This is a genomic window from Nitrospina sp. P1_D6, assembly GCF_052156615.1.
Classification (GTDB): Bacteria; Nitrospinota; Nitrospinia; order Nitrospinales; family Nitrospinaceae; genus Nitrospina.
On sequence record NZ_JBQKUN010000005.1, the window covers coordinates 1 to 15,688 of the forward strand.

The window sequence follows — 15,688 nt, forward strand, 5'->3', positions numbered from 1 at the left end:
AGAAATTCTTGTTTTGGAAAAGAAAGCACTGGATGTGGTGAAGAGCCGGTATCTGCTATGCATCCTGGTGGCCCAGCGAATCCACCAGCTGGAAAAAGGAGCCCAACCCACGATTGAAGTGAAGGAAGCTGAGTACGACAGCCCCAAAAGTTTCTACGAATTGTCCCTGCGGGAAATCATCGAAGGCAACATGGACCTCGAACAGATCAGCGCCTGAACCGTCTCGTCTCGTCTCCTCTCCTGTTATTTAAATCCAGACGGCAACACCCCCCGGCCCAACCGTACCATCCCGGCTTTTACAATAATTCAGACAATAAAAAAAGGCCCGCCTTTCGGCGGGCCTTTCTGGTTTTGCGTCGTTAAAGGGAATTAATTGGCTTTCCCTTCAGCATGCATCTGGCGGGTCCGTTTGGTCATCCGCACCAGCCAAAGCTGGAAGCCGAAGAAAACGGCAGCCATGATAGGCGGCAGCCAGATGCGCTCTGCGGGCAGAGGCGGTTCGAGAATGGTGTAAGCCCAAGTCGAAATCGCCATGTGCTCGTCATGCTCTTTATCCCGTCCTGCCCACTGCATGAAGGAGATCGGGATAAAAGATTTGGTCGGGATCTGAACATCCGTTTGATCCGGATTTTCAGTGGTCAACGACCGTTTGAACATGATTTTCACTCGGCCCTGATGGAACTTGGAGTTGACAATTTCAACACCACCGGGGGTTTCTTTTTCCTTCACATCCTCGAAACCATGACCAACCAGTTCGACGACGCTGATATCCAGGTCGTAGCCGTCAGGGTTGGGTGCATTGGTGGCGGAGTAGTTCTTCGGAAGGAATTTGGCCTTCCAGATGTCAACCGGCTTTTTGGAATCGCCGTAGATGAAATACGGTTTTTCCGCGCCGAAGAGTTCCTCCAGTTTGCCCGGCCACTGAATGGCCACGGCTTCCGGATACTCAGGATCGTCGCCCAGAAACCGCTGGTGGTACTCAACCAGGTAGTACACAGCCTGTTCCTCGGCACTCCACCGAGACATAACCCAGAGGTTGTCCACCTTCGGGTCGAAATTGCGCTTCCCGCGGGTGATCTGACCAGCCAGGGCAATGTAATGCCATTTCTGGTCGCCTTCATATCCTTCCGGGCGTTTTACAATTCTCGGATCGTGCTCCGGAGCCTGCCACATGGGATCGTTGAAATCCGTGGAGACAGGACCTTCCGTGTACTTGGAACCGATCAGGAAGTCATTGACCGGCTTGTTGGTCAAGGCGTCGATTTTCTTCCGCGGACACAGGGAGTTGACGAAAGCAGCCAGCTTCCAGCGGTCTTCCACCGTGATCTGATCCTTGAAGTTCGGCATCGGGGTTCCGTTCAAACCGGTGGATACCGTGCGAACAACATGGAAAGGATTGTAGGGATCGCGGCGGCTGCCACGGAAATTCCAGCACTGGGTCCAGTCGGCTGCCACGATCGGGAATCCCCAGTCATCCTTCATGGTGGGGTTACCATCACCGCGGCCTTCGCCACCGTGACATTCCCAGCACTTGTTTTTCTGGAAGATTTCCTTACCGGCATCGATGGCTTCCTGCGGAACACCCATATAGAAAGGTTCTTTAACACTCCACGGCATGGTCCCGAAGTCCTGTACTGCCAGTTCTTCAAAATCACCGCTGAAGTCACGATCCTGAACCAGTGTTTTTACAAACTGGACAACGGATACGATTTCTTCATTGCTGAGAACCTCACCCCAGGGGGGCATGGCCGACCCGGGAAGGCCGTTTTTAACGGTATTGATCAGGTTTTCATCCAACGGCAACTCACCTGAGTCCGTTGTCCGGATCTTGAAGGTACCCTGGATGAAGTTACGCGGGCGGGTGAACAGGCGGTCCGCCGAGGGACCGTCACCGCCACCTTCCACCCCATGGCACCAGACACACCGCTTGAAATAAACCTTCTTCCCGAGTTCCAGCTTGTCTTCCTGGACCGGATCCGGCTTGCGGTAGTCTTGAGCAAAAAGGATGGAAGGCACGCTCAGGACGGCCAATGTAACTGCCGTCACCAGCCAGCGCCTAACGATCTTCTTGGAAATGCTCATCATGTTTTCCTCGTTCATGAAAGATATTTAAAACCTTGAATTTTCAATTCATTGAATGAACGGTTACTCTCCACCCTTAACCGAAGATTCGTCGTCAAACGTACGCGGATGCCAGCCTGTGTACCAGTACTCAAACAGGATGACTTTCCACATTTCTTCAGTCTTGAGGTGTTCCTCCCAAGGCGGCATCGCCGAGGACCACGGAGTGGATTCGTTCGGCAAACCAGGTCCGCCTTTCGCAACACGCCAGAACAGGAACGATTCGCGCAACATGGCGATGGTTCCCGGGTCGACGAAGTTAGCGGGAGTGGGGTTAAAAACATGGGAGAACATTCCCAAGCCGTTCAATTGATCACCGTGGCAGTAGTGGCAGTTCTGAAAAAATACCGTACCACCTTCGGTTACATACTTCATGTACTCCTGCTTGTCCGCATCCAGGAACGGGAAACTGTCCTTGTAGTTATCCTGCTCATCGATACGGAACGGGTTGGTCAAACCTTCCAACTGATAGGTCTTACCATGGACCCGGGTGGTGGCGGGCGGTGCCGGATGGACCGTCCGCAACTCTACCGGCTCCTGAAACTTCGGCAGAAGGCCGTCGTAAGTGGCAAAACCAACAAGCAGAGGCAGTGCCGTGAACACAATCAACCTGGCAATCCTGAAACCCTTGGTCTCAGCCAGGATGGTATGAACAATGGGCTGACGGAATTCCGTAAACGTCTTCGGGTCCTGGGAGATGTACAAAAACGTACCGATCGTCCACAGCATCATGTAGGTGATCAGCAGCGTCCAGGGGATCGGCGGATACAGAATGAATTTGTAAAAATACAAACCCGCAAGCCAAACGACAGCTGCGTTCATAAACATCGGCGGCTTCAGCTTTAAAATGAGGTTGAAGGCCACAAAGTAAAGCATGAGGATGCCGAAGCCGGAGTACCGGTTCTGGATGATGTAATGGAACCAGCCGGATTCCCCGGATTTAAACCAGGGCAACAGGGCAAAGTGAAACACTGCCCAGCCCACGGCGTATAAAACCAAACCTATTACTACGTTTCTAACACCTTGATTCATTGAAATCCTCCCGATTTCCTCCAGGATTAACCTTCAGGTTCCGTGTTGGCGATAAAGTCCACCAACTTATCGAGAGCCTGGACCGACAGCTTCTGGCCAAAATCCTGAGGCATGACGCCATCCGGATACGGCTCGCCGGCTTCCTCATTAAACACGACATACGCACTCGGGTTGAGGATCGACTCTTTGGTGTACTCATGTGCAGTCTTGGCTTTCCCCTTGTAGTTCGGGTCCTTCAAACGTTTCGGGGTATTCACCTTTTCGTACAGAGGCGGTCCCAACTCACCCACAGCACCCGGAATTCCCGGAATCTTGTGGCAGAGCGGGCAACCCAGCGTATTGATGATCTCCTCAATAGGCTCGTTACCGGTCACAAAGACAGGCCGTTCCTCATCATCACCACCGGCCGACTCCTCTTCCTGAGCGGCATTATCTTCCGGTGAAGGCAAGGGAACGGTAACCTTCGCGAAGTCTCCGGGGGTGTCCTTGGCCTGCATCCAGGCCACAACCGCGTTCAACTCAATGCGGCTCAAGCTGATCGGCGGCTTGTGGATGATCGGCATCGGGCTGACCGTGTCACCCGCCTTACCGAATCCTTCGACCACGTAACAGGACGGACACATCAAAGACTCACGCAGGTAATCCTCACCGGCGAGCTCATAGGGGCCACTGCGGCGATATTCTTCAGGAATCTCTTCAGGTTTGCCCTTGATGATTCCGGAAGCCTGATCCTTCTCACCGACCTTGATCGGAGAGTTTAGGTAACGGTCTTCCTTGACCCGCGAGTGACTCCGTTCCTCAACCCCGAACAAATTCGGGCAGCGACCCATATGGTCACCCGGATCGAAGCTGTGGCACAGAGGGCACTGGCCTTTACCAATTGCCTTCTGACCGGCCACCTGTTTTGCACCAAAAACAATCACGCGACCCAGCTCGGTGTATTCTTCCATGGTCATCTCACCGGTCAGCTCGATACCCCCCTTGGGCGGGGGATCACTGCGCTGCTGCGGCAACCAGTTGGTGTAACCCGCCAGCAGAATGGAAACGACCGCGAAAAAATAGCCGGCCCGAATCAGAGGCTCGGACTGGCTTTCGATATCTTCGCTTTTAAAGAAATATCCCCAAATCAGGAGCAGGAGCAGAACCACCGGCAACTGTCTGAAGAAAAAGAAAAACATCTGGTCGCGCTGAACCAGAGTGAACATATGGACGGTCATCACAAAGATAACGACCAAAAATACGCCAAACACCACGCCCCACTTCGTCGTATTCACTTCCTCTTTCGCCCGGCAGATCTGGACGACGGAATTGAACACATACAGAGCGAAGATGGTGCACATCATTGTGAGAAAAGACCACAAAATATCGTGCTGCTCTGGAAGCATCCCTTTCTCCTCTCCTCGGCTAATACAAGACTAAAAACTTAAGTTAAATTCCAAACAAGCCGCCAGCCCGGAGGCTGGCGGCTCATCTATTTCTTACTGTTGCTGTTGAGCAGGTACCGGAACCCCTTCGGGAACCTCTGCGGCCTTCTTCTTACCAGCCAAGCCACCTACCCAGAAAACAACCACGAACTGCACCCATACAAACAGGGCGTTGAACGTGAGGATTTTACCCGCCTCACCAATGGTCAGGGTGTAAGCATCCACCGAGTTATCACGCAGAACCTCGGTAACATGCCAGAACAACCGGACCGCAGAACGGATATAACCCATGAGGCCCATCAGCCAGGTAAAGGAGATCGCCATCAGGAGAATGGCGTAGGTGCCCACTTTCGACTGGGTACCCCACTCAATCTCACCGAACGACTCCGCATCCTTGAACATGGAGATATTGATGGCCGTGCCAACGAACAGAGTCGTCAGGGTAGTGGTTACCTGAGGAACGGAAAGACCCACGCGCTGGTTGGCGGGCAGGAAGTAACCGTACACACCGAGGAACACGATATTGATGGCCGCGCCGATGAAAATGGCGGTCAGCCAGCAGTTCCCGATGGTCGCCCAGGGCACCACGATCCTCTTATTAGACCGTTGATACAACAGGAAACAAAGAACCGTACAGGTGATCATCAGGTTCACCGCGGTGTTCTTTGCAGACATAACACCAAAGTGACCGACAATCGGATGCTGCGCGCCACCCATCGCTTTCAGCTCAGCCGGCGTCATAACGATGGTGTGCGGGGTCATCCACGCCGTGAAGCAGAGGATCAACAGCAGAACCATGTACTTGCAGTACTTCATGTAACGATGCGATCCCTTAACGCGGGACATCGAGTTATGCAGGTAGGAGTTCGCACCGAAGAACAGCAGACCGATCATGACGGCCTGAATGATGAACAGCCAGGCCATGATGCCGCCCATCAGGGTGATGCCCATCTGCTGACGGAACGCATACACCTCTTTCATCAGCCAGTACCCTGCGAAAGGCAGCGGGATCAGGCCGAAGATGGCGATGAACATGGCGATGTAGCACACCCAGTCGTAATGGGCTTTCTCTTCGGGGGTTTTCGCCTTCAGATAATGATACGCGGCATAAGCACCAACGATACCACCACCGAAAACGATGTTACCCAGGATGCGATGCACGCCAACCGGATTCCACAGCGTGGAATGAATGGCGTGCCAGATGTTACCCAGGAAGCGTCCCTGCTCGTCGATACCGCCCGGCGCCTGCATGAAGGTCGCCCAGCTGTTCGCCAGGTACATCAGAATCGTACCGATGAGGTTCAGCAGAACCGACAGGGAGCAGTGAATCCACTTCAGGAACGGATCCTGACTCATCTTGTCCCAGCCATAGTAGTACACGTAAAGAACGCCGGACTCCGCCAGGAACATCAGCGCGTAAACGTGCATGACGGGGCGGAAGATGCTGGCCATGTACTTGAAGAAACCCGGGAACAGGGTGATGAAGGAGAACAGCAGAATACCACCGAGGATCGCCGTCCAGGAATACGCAGTCAGCGAAACCTTCATCAGGTCGTGAGCCAGCCGGTCATACTTGGCAGAAAGGACCGGATCGTTTTCCTTGGTACGAATACCAATGAACTCGATGAGCATACAAAAAATCGGAACCGCCAACACGAAGCTACCGAAATACAGGTGCTGCTGGTTGGCAATCCAGATCAGGATGCGGCTGGGAACAAAAGAATAACTATCGTAGTCATTCGGCCCCAACTCAGGAGCAGGCGCGCCGCTTACCGGACCTTTGAGCGGATTCCCCTCCCAGTCCTTGTAAAACACGTCCTGACTCCACTCAACTTCCGGCGCACCTGAACCCTCTTCACCGGCGGCCTCTTCGTCAGCCAATACTTCCTTGGCAAACGCTTCCTCAGCAAAAACCTGCTCAGCAAACGCCTCCTTGGCCTGGGCCTGATCAACAAATACCGCGGGAAGAGCAAACAAGGTGAACGCCAGAACCAGTGCCAGGGACAGCACTTTGGAATTTCTAGCCTCTGCGTTGAACATCGTCTAACCTCCTTAAGGAAAGATCCGGTATCCTAAAAGAAAAACAATAACTTGGATAATGCTTCTATATTCAAAAACTTCTTCACAATTCCTTTATTTTCGGGCACGTTCGGCTCCTGTAACTACGACAGATTCCGCCAACCACCAGACGTTCACAGGATGCATTTTTGAAGCCTTTTTCACGCCATCAAGTCACTACCGCCAACCTAAATGCTTGATTTCAATAACCTTTATATAATAAGGCCTTAGGGCAAATAGGGGCACTTGGACATAATAAGACGCCGATTTTTAACATGGCTAATTGGGGTTGTCAAGAAAATTCTAATTTTTTGTTTTTAAGGGTTTCCGGGGGTTTAACCCCTTATGAAATCCGGATTTTCACCGCCCTGGAATGTGCCTCGAGAGACTCCATTTCGGCCAGTACGCTACAGGCCTGCCCTACACGGTCCAATTCCTCCTTATTATAAGAAATCAGGCTCGTTCGTTTTATGAAGTCGTATACGCCTAAAGGCGAGGAAAAACGGGCGGTTCCACTGGTCGGAAGCACGTGGTTGGGGCCCGCCAGGTAATCGCCGATGGCTTCCGGGGTGTAGTGGCCCATAAACACGGCCCCGGCGTTTCGAATCCGTTTCACCATCTCATGGGGATTGTCCACCGCCAGTTCCAGGTGTTCGGGGGCCACCCGGTTGGCCAGGTCCACCGCTTCGTCCAGCGTGCGGGTGACGATGAGCAGGCATTTGTTTTCAAGCGACGCATCCACAATGCCTTTGCGGCCCAATTCCGCCTTCTGACGGGTGATTTCGTCGCGCGTCGCCTCGGCCAGCGCCTCGGACGGTGTCACCAGGATCGGCACGGCGTCTTCGTCGTGCTCTGCCTGCGACAGCAGGTCGGCGGCGATGAAGTCGGCGCGCGCGGTGTCGTCCGCCAAAACCAGGATCTCGCTCGGGCCGGCGATCATGTCGATATCGACAAGCCCGAACACCAGCCGCTTCGCGAGGGCGACATAAATATTGCCCGGACCGACAATTTTATCGACCCGCGGAATAACTCGGGTTCCCAGCGCCAGGGCCGCAATCGCCTGCGCGCCGCCTATCTTGTAGATCTCGTCCACCCCGGCGATGTCTGCGGCCACGAGACAGTGCGGACTCACTTCTCCCCGCGGCGTGGGACTGACCATGACAATACGCTCGACCCCCGCCACGCGTGCGGGAATCACATTCATCAACACGGAAGAGGGGTACGACGCCTTCCCTCCCGGAACGTACACCCCCACCGTCTCCAGCGGTCGGATCATTTGCCCCAGGTACACTTCGCCTTCCTTGTATTCCCAGGAATGCTGAACCTGCTTCTGGTGGTAACGCTCGATGTTGTCCGCCGCGAGCTTCAGCGCTTCCAGTTCTTCGAGCTTGACGGCATCGTAGGCCTGCTGGATTTCTTCTTTCGTGGCACGCAGGTCCTCCACGCTGTATTCGGTATGATCGAACTGGTTGGTGAAGGCGACCACCGCGGCATCGCCTTCTTTCTTCACACGTTCAATGATGTCGCGCACCGCTTGGTCCTGGGTGGAAAAATCCACGTCGCAACGGTTCACCAGACGCTCGATTTCTTCCCGGTAATCGGGATCGGAAAATTTCAATAACCTCATACGGCAGATTCCCAGTTCAAATTCAATTGTTGAAGAAAGCTCAGGGTGTCGGTGTGTTCCTCGAGCCCCGTATGCTGAAGGTATTCAAGGTGTGTTTTGAGAAACCGCAAATCTTCAGGACGGTCGACATCATACCACACGGGCAGGAGCAACAATGTGTTGCGGGCCTGCTTCACCCGCTCCAGCGTGGCGGTCAGAACGTGCTCGGATCCCCACTCGATCCCCTCGAACACGTCGGTCACTTTGCGGTGCATGCCGATCAGGTAATAACCGCCGTCGGTACACGGGCCCAGTGTCATGTCCCGATCGGTGTCGAGCGCCTGCCGGATATACGGCAGGGGCAGAGTCGGGCTGTCGGACCCGATGATCACCACCGTCTCGTACCCCTCGGCGAACCTCTGTTCAAACGCGTTCCGCATGCGTGCTCCCAGGTGTTCCCCTGCCTGTTCGAACAGGCGCACCTGTCCGGATTTTTCCACCGTGTCGAAAAACCCGGACTGGTGAGCAGGATGAATGCCGACGAACCGGTCCACGCCTTCCACGGCACACACGTTGCGCAGGCTGTCTTCCAGAATATGGCAATACAACCTGTAGGTGGCGTCGGTGTCCAGCCAGGTCTGCAAGCGGGTTTTCACCTTTCCCGCCTGCGGGTCCCTGGCGAAAAGAATGAGTGCCTGTTTCCCGGAAACTCCCACTTCTCAAGGCCTTTCGCAACCGACAAAAGAATTGACTCCCCCCAGCAATGCCCATAGACTTGGAAACCATTGAAACGCAACACAAATTGGACTTGCTGATGGAATTTGAAATCGCGGTATTGTACTGGATCAAGCAGAATTTGCAATTTTCGACATTGGACTCTTTCGTCGTCGCTGTGAATGACAAGAGGGTCTATCTGCTTCCCGGTCTGGTTGCCGCGGGCGCCCTGGTTTATCTTAAAAAAGAAAAGGCCCTGTATTATATTTTGACAGCGGCGGCAACGGTTCTGCTTACGGATTTTCTGGTCCACGAGGTTTTGAAGCCGGTGTTCGCCCGCCCCCGGCCCTGCCACGACCTGGAATTCCTGACACCGCTGATTTTCTGTTCGAATTCCTATTCCCTTCCCTCGTCGCAGGCGGCCAACCTGTTCGCATTCGCCACCATCACCAGCTGCTATTTCCGCCGCGCCGCGGTGCCGGTATTTCTATTCGCGCTGGGCGGGTGCATCAGCAAACTGTATCAGGGCGTGCACTATCCCAGCGACGTGCTGATGGGGATGGGGGTGGGAACGGTCATGGCTTTTTCCATTTACAAATTCGCTCCCAAAAACTGGAACCTGGCACCGGAAGTCCTGCCGCTCAACGGGCCGGGCTGGAACATCCGGCGCATCCTGCTGGTACGCCTGAGTTCACTGGGCGACGTGGTGCACACCCTGCCCGCCCTCCGCACGCTGCGCCAGACGTTTCCCAACGCACACATCACCTGGGTGGTGGAGGAAAAGTTTTCGGACGTCCTCGACGGCAACCCCGACCTCGATGAGGTGCTGGTGGTGCGCACCCGCGAATGGAGAAAGAACCTCACTCCCGCGACCCTGATGGAAATGCGATCCTTTTACCGCGAACTGCGCGGGCGCAACTTCGATCTCGCCATCGACATCCAGGGGCTCATCAAAACCGGGGTGCTGGCGGCGCTATCCGGCGCGCCGCTCCGGGTCGGCTTCGACCGCACCGACTGCCGCGAGCAGTGGAACGCGCTCTTCACCAACATCAAGGTTCCGGCCGTGGGACGCACCATCCACGTTGTCGATAAAAACCTGTCGATGATCCGCGCACTCGGCGCCCGGGACCTGTCACAGGAGTTCGTGGTGCGGATTCCTGAAGCCGCCCAGGATCAGGCGCAGGAATTTTTCGACCGGAATCCGGACCTCGGTACGCGGCCGGTGGTGGTGCTCCATTCCGGGGTCGGTTACAAGACCAAACAGTGGGAACTCGATCGTTTTGCCCAATTGGGCGACCGTATTCACAACGAACTGGGGGCCCACATCCTGCTCACCTGGGGGCCCGGTGAAAAGGGGAAAGTCGACCGTCTGGCTTCCCATATGAAACAACCGCACTGGGTGGCGCCGCCCAGCAGCCTGCACCAGAGCATGGCGTTGTTCGACCGCGCCAGCCTGTTCGTCGGCGGCGACACGGGAACCCTGCATCTGTGCGTGGCGCTGGGGATTCCCACTGTGTCCTTGTTTGGACCCACCGATCCTGTTTATAATGGACCCTACGGCTCACATCACAAGGTGATCGTCAAAAAACTGCATTGCAGTTACTGCTACAAGCGAACGTGCCCCACCCATAACGAATGCATGGAAGGCATATCGGTTGACGAAGTCTTCGAAACGGTGCGCGCCTGCCTGAATGGCAGTTCCCATCCGGCTCCACCCAGGACTCCAGACGGAATGCGGGTGGACTGAACCTGGAATACTCATGGCTTTTGACAAAGAATTGCTCGATTTTCTGGTTTGTCCCCAGTGCAAGGGAGACCTGCAGTTGTCGCCAAATGAAGATGGCTTGCTCTGCGGCGCCTGCAAACTGAAATACCCCATTCGCGACGGCATTCCCATCATGCTCATGAACGAGGCGGAGGACACCAGCAAGGCGGACGACACCCAGTCAGCAATCTGACCCATTTCAATATAAATACCAAAAAAAGGAATTTCATGGCACACGTGGAAGAAAGCAAAACCGGCATCAAAGGACTGGTGTTCGAGGAACCCCCGGTATTCGAACTGGGTTCCCCCGGACGGAGGGCTTACTCCCTGCCATCCAGCACCATCCCGGAAGTGGAACTGCAAACTCTTCTGCCGCCGGAGGAACTCCGCGAGCCCATTGATCATTTGCCCGAGTTGTCGGAACTCGACGTGGTGCGCCACTACACGCGTCTGTCTCAGTGGAATTTCAGCATCGACAGCGCGTTCTATCCGCTGGGCTCGTGCACCATGAAATACAACCCGAAGATCAACGAAGACATGGCCCGCCTGCCGGGATTCGCGCAGAACCATCCCTATGCGCCGGAGTCCCTGTCCCAGGGAAGCCTGCGTCTCCTGCACGAGCTTCAGGAGTTTCTGCAGGAAGTCAGCGGCATGGACGCGGTCAGCCTGCAACCGGCCGCGGGCGCCCATGGCGAGATGACCGGCATGCTCACCATCCGCGCCTACCACCAGGCCAAAGGCAAACAGCGGAGCAAGGTGCTGATGCCCGACTCGGCGCACGGCACCAATCCCGCCAGTTGCACCCTGTGCGGTTATGACGTCGTGCACATCCCCTCCAATGCGGAAGGGTTGATCGATATCGACAAACTGCGCAACCTGATGGACGAGGACACCGCCGCCATCATGCTGACCAATCCCAACACGCTGGGCATGTTCGAAAAAGACATTCTGGAAATCACCGAGATCGTGCACGGCAAGGGTGGCCTCGTCTATTGCGACGGCGCGAACCTCAACGCGCTGATGGGCGTCTGCAAGGTCGCCACCATGGGTGTGGACGTGCTCCACTTCAATCTGCACAAAACGTTCTCCACCCCGCACGGCGGAGGCGGACCGGGCGCCGGGCCCGTCGGCGTCAAAAAGATTCTGGAGCCTTATCTTCCCGTGCCACGCATCGTGAACGACAACGGGCAGTTTTCGCTCGACTACGACCAGCCGGAAAGCGTCGGCAAGGTGCGCGCTTTCTACGGGAACTTCGGCATCCTGCTCCGCGCGTATGTTTACATCCGCACACTCGGACCCGACGGCCTGCGCCAGGCCTGCGAGTCGGCGGTGTTGAACGCCAACTACATCAAGGCGCGGCTCAGGGACACCTACTTCCTGCCCTACCCCGGACCCAGCCTGCACGAGTGCGTGTTCAACGACAAGAACCAGCTCAAGCAGAACGTGAAGACCATGGACATCGCCAAGGCGCTCATCGACAAGGGATTCCACCCGCCGACGGTGTACTTCCCGCTGATCGTCAAGGGGGCGCTCATGGTGGAACCGACCGAGACCGAGTCCAAAGAGACCCTCGATGACTTCATCCAGGCGATGAAAGAGATCGCCAAACAGGCGGAGAACGACGCCGAAAGTTTCCACGACGCGCCGTATCTCTCCAAGGTGTCGCGCCCGGACGAAGCTCGCGCCGCGCGCCATCCCAAACTGCGCTGGAAACCGGCGTCCTGATACGGGACGTTTTCCCTCCCGGCTCCATTATTGAATTTCTCCCTCTTGCGATATAATGCCTGAAGCAGGCGGGAACCTTTTTTCAGGGGGCGCTCATGAACGACACCACGCATCTGTCGCAGGTGGTCGAAGACGGCACCGCCGTTCTGACCCTCCACCACCCCCCGGTGAACGCGCTCAGCCGTTCCGTTCTCGACGAACTGGCCTGCCGCATCCAGCACCTCGCAGGCGACATCGACATCTGCACCGTGGTGATCCACAGCGCGCTCCCCAAATTCTTTTCCGCCGGGGCGAACATCCGGGAACTCGCCGCCATCCGCAACTCCAATGAAGGACGCGCCTACGCCGAACGCGGCCAGGCGGTCCTGCACCAGATCGAGCACCTGCCGAAACCCGTCATCGCCGCCATCGACGGCGTCTGCCTGGGTGGAGGATTGGAACTGGCGCTGGCCTGTCCGTTGCGCATCGCCACCACCGCCTCCCGGCTCGGCCTGCCGGAGGTGAACCTGGGCCTGCTTCCCGGATTCGGCGGCACGGTGCGCCTGTCACGCATCCTGGGGGTGACGCAGGCGATGAACATGATATTGCTGGCAAAGGAAATCGACGGCGCGGAGGCGTCGCGTCTCGGCATCGTGCACCAGGTGGTGAAACCCGGCGCGGCGCTGGAGACAGCGCTTGAACTGGCCCGTCAGGTGCAGGGAAAAAGCAAGGGGTCGGTGAACGCCATCCTCGCCACCCTGCTCCCCCGCGACGACGAACTGGAAAAACACGCGTTCGAAAAAGAAGCGCGCCTGTTTGGTGCGAGATTCGATACAGAAGATGCAAAGGAAGGCATCCGTGCGTTCCTGGAAAAACGCGTGCCCAGATTCACCGGACGGTAGAGTTCAGCCGATCCATCCCCGCACCACCCACACCATCCAGACCGTCACCAGCCCCGCTCCCAGCAGGTTGAGGAAGAACCCGACCCTGGCCATTTTGGGAATCGTCACCCAGCCGCTTCCGAACACGATGGCGTTGGGCGGCGTTGCCACCGGCATCATGAACGCGAACGACGCCGACAGCGTGACCGGGATCAGGAGAAGCAGGGGATGGTACGGCATGGCCACCGCGGCCCCGGCAATGACGGGGAGGATCATGGTCGCGGTCGCCGTGTTGGAAGTGAACTCGGTGAGGAAGGTGATGCCGAGGCACAAAACGAGAACCAGGCCCCAGAGAGAAAGCATGCCGTTGCCCGCCGCAATGCGTTCGCCGATCCACAGGTCGAGCCCGGTTTCACGGAAACCCGCGGCGAGCGCAAAGCCGCCGCCGAACAACAGCAGGATGCCCCACGGCACACCCTCCTGCACGGTTTTCCAGTCGAGCGCAAAGAACTCCCGCCGCTCGCCCAGCATCATGCCGCCGGGAAAACCAATGGGCACAATCATGAGAACCAGTCCCATCAGGATCGCCACGGTCGCATCATGAAGGTAAAACGACCACGGAAACGCCTCCGACCAGCCGGGAATACTGAGTGCACCCACGGCAAGGGGCTTGCGGAAGATCCACAGAAAAGCCGCCGTCACAAACACCACGCCGACGAACTTTTCCGCACGGCTCATGGGTCCGAGCGATTCCAGTTCGCGGTCGATGACGCTCTTCGTTCCGTCTTCCACCTGAAATTGAAATATGGAAACGCCCGTTGCGAAACGGCACAGGTAAAACCACACCAGCGGCAGGAATACGATGACCACCGGCAGGGCATACCCCATCCAGCCGGTGAAGGTGATGTCGGGTTCTTCCGGGAAACTGTTCTTGTAAAACCCGGCGAAAACGATGTTGGGCGGTGTCCCGATGAGCGTCCCCACCCCGCCGATGCTCGCCGCGTAAGCCAGTCCCAGCATGAGCACCAGCCCGAACTGCTTTTCAATGACAACGGGATCGACCGCGTCTCCGTTGCTCGCTCGTGTCTGCACGGCAATCTGTTGCACCACCGCCATGCCGACGGGGAGCATCATCATCGTCGTCGCGGTGTTGGAAATCCACATGGAAAGAAACGCGGTCGCCACCATGAAGCCGAGCACGATGCGGCTGGGGCTGCCGCCGATGGCGCGGATGATGACCAGCGCGATGCGCTTGTGCAGGTTCCAGCGCTCCATCGCCAGCGCGATCATGAATCCACCCATGAACAGGAACACGAGGTGGTTGGCGTAATGCGGAGCGACATCCTTGCTGGGCAGGATGCCGAGCAGGGGATACAGCACGAGAGGAATGAGCGCCGTGGCGGGAATGGGGATGGCCTCGCCGATCCAGAGGACGGCCATGAGGAACGTCACCGCCACCATTTTCTGTGAGTCAGCACTCAGCCCGGCAAGGGGCGGACTCGCCACCAGCAAGCCGAACAGGAACAGGCCGCCTGCCATCAACGCCAGTTTTTTGCGGATCAGGAATTTTTCCGTAAACATCGCACACCCAGTGTAGCAGGGGGCATTCGTTTCTACTATTGGGTAAATTTTAAAATAAGATATGAAACATTACTTTAGCCATCCTCGATTTTTGGCTTGCTTAATCATTTGATCAACATTTTTCCCATCTCCACGAAGCTTTTTTAATATGGCATTCGCAACTTCATCACAGATAGGTTTTCGTGTCACAGTGACAAAAACCCGAGGCATTTCACCTTGAATTTCTTTTTCTTCATCAGTATATGTTAGCCAACCCCAAGAGGCGAAATAATCTAAGGCTAAAAGATGGGGAATTAAGAGATCGTAATCACAATGGTTAAATGAATCTGTTGTCAATACTTCAAAAGCGTGCTCCACCCCGTATAAATCTAATCCTGAACAAACCTTAATTGCGGCATCTGCCATCACATCTAAATCAATAGTATAAGCGAGAAAATTAAGAAGCTCATTTTGTTTTATTTGGTTCGTCCATACCCCAAAATGCTTTATAAGTTCCTCACGATATTTTTTTACTTCACCTGCCTTAAAGCCCTTACTCTGGCTTGTTCTTGAATCAAATTCATCATGGTGGTCAAAGCATAAGAAAGCAAGATTTGAAGGATTATTATTACTCGGATTTTTATCAAGGTGGGCAATTTGCCCTCTCTTTGGCTTATCATCTCGGTTCAACCCAAAACACAAGGAACAACGACGCCTTACTTGAACAAGAACTTCATTTTCTACTGATTCGGGAATGTTCTTCCTTGGGCTCATATAGAAGGAAAGGTTGGTTCTTATGAGGGAAGGGGCAAAATGAACTTTT

At 55.6% G+C, this 15,688-nt stretch carries 13 protein-coding genes; 5 read left to right on the forward strand and 8 right to left on the reverse strand.

Annotation, left to right across the window (positions count from 1 at the left end; all coding sequences use genetic code 11):
- Nucleotides 1–217, forward strand: a 217-nt coding sequence (locus tag ACTRXA_RS09590; RefSeq protein ID WP_442426977.1) for a DNA-directed RNA polymerase subunit omega, incomplete at its 5' end; no start/stop codon positions are given.
- A 152-nt stretch (nt 218–369) separates the two neighbouring features.
- Here the strand turns inward: ACTRXA_RS09590 and ACTRXA_RS09595 are convergent.
- The 6 genes from ACTRXA_RS09595 to ACTRXA_RS09620 all read right to left on the reverse strand — a co-directional run bounded on the left by ACTRXA_RS09595 (nt 370) and on the right by ACTRXA_RS09620 (nt 8,957).
- Nucleotides 370–2,085, reverse strand: a complete 1,716-nt coding sequence (locus tag ACTRXA_RS09595; protein ID WP_442426978.1) for a c-type cytochrome — start codon at nt 2,083–2,085, stop codon at nt 370–372.
- Between the two features lie 60 nt (nt 2,086–2,145).
- Entirely contained in the window at nt 2,146–3,093 is a 948-nt protein-coding gene (locus tag ACTRXA_RS09600; RefSeq protein ID WP_442426979.1) for a c-type cytochrome, read from the reverse strand.
- Nucleotides 3,094–3,179: 86 nt separating this feature from the next.
- A complete protein-coding gene (locus ACTRXA_RS09605) occupies nt 3,180–4,538 on the reverse strand; it encodes a cytochrome C (RefSeq protein WP_442426980.1) in 1,359 nt (452 codons plus the stop codon).
- A 93-nt stretch (nt 4,539–4,631) separates the two neighbouring features.
- A complete protein-coding gene (locus ACTRXA_RS09610; protein ID WP_442426981.1) occupies nt 4,632–6,458 on the reverse strand; it encodes a cytochrome ubiquinol oxidase subunit I in 1,827 nt (608 codons plus the stop codon).
- A gap of 520 nt (nt 6,459–6,978) precedes the next feature.
- The gene (gene hisD / locus ACTRXA_RS09615) at nt 6,979–8,262 is read right to left on the reverse strand and encodes a histidinol dehydrogenase (protein WP_442426982.1); all 1,284 of its coding nucleotides are present in this window, start codon (nt 8,260–8,262) and stop codon (nt 6,979–6,981) included.
- On the reverse strand, nt 8,259–8,957 hold the full coding sequence (locus tag ACTRXA_RS09620) for a TIGR04282 family arsenosugar biosynthesis glycosyltransferase (protein WP_442426983.1): 699 nt from the start codon (nt 8,955–8,957) through the stop codon (nt 8,259–8,261). Before ACTRXA_RS09620 ends, hisD begins: the two co-directional genes overlap by 4 nt.
- 98 nt (nt 8,958–9,055) lie before the next feature.
- Here ACTRXA_RS09620 and waaC point away from each other — a divergent pair, with 98 nt between their 5' ends.
- The 4 genes from waaC (at nt 9,056) to ACTRXA_RS09640 (ending at nt 13,326) form a co-directional block, all read left to right on the forward strand.
- Nucleotides 9,056–10,702 (forward strand): lipopolysaccharide heptosyltransferase I, encoded by a 1,647-nt coding sequence (gene waaC, locus ACTRXA_RS09625; RefSeq protein WP_442426984.1) that lies wholly within the window; start codon nt 9,056–9,058, stop codon nt 10,700–10,702.
- A 13-nt stretch (nt 10,703–10,715) separates the two neighbouring features.
- On the forward strand, nt 10,716–10,913 hold the full coding sequence (locus tag ACTRXA_RS09630) for a Trm112 family protein (protein ID WP_442426985.1): 198 nt from the start codon (nt 10,716–10,718) through the stop codon (nt 10,911–10,913).
- Between the two features lie 35 nt (nt 10,914–10,948).
- Entirely contained in the window at nt 10,949–12,445 is a 1,497-nt protein-coding gene (gene gcvPB, locus ACTRXA_RS09635) for an aminomethyl-transferring glycine dehydrogenase subunit GcvPB (protein ID WP_442426986.1), read from the forward strand.
- Nucleotides 12,446–12,540: 95 nt separating this feature from the next.
- Nucleotides 12,541–13,326, forward strand: a complete 786-nt coding sequence (locus ACTRXA_RS09640; RefSeq protein WP_442426987.1) for an enoyl-CoA hydratase-related protein — start codon at nt 12,541–12,543, stop codon at nt 13,324–13,326.
- Nucleotides 13,327–13,329: 3 nt separating this feature from the next.
- Here the strand turns inward: ACTRXA_RS09640 and ACTRXA_RS09645 are convergent, their stop codons facing one another.
- Together ACTRXA_RS09645 and ACTRXA_RS09650 are read right to left on the reverse strand one after the other, a co-directional pair.
- On the reverse strand, nt 13,330–14,886 hold the full coding sequence (locus ACTRXA_RS09645; RefSeq protein WP_442426988.1) for an SLC13 family permease: 1,557 nt from the start codon (nt 14,884–14,886) through the stop codon (nt 13,330–13,332).
- A gap of 69 nt (nt 14,887–14,955) precedes the next feature.
- Nucleotides 14,956–15,555: a hypothetical protein gene (locus tag ACTRXA_RS09650; protein WP_442426989.1), complete on the reverse strand. Its 600-nt coding sequence runs from the start codon at nt 15,553–15,555 to the stop codon at nt 14,956–14,958.
- Nucleotides 15,556–15,688 lie beyond the last annotated feature (133 nt).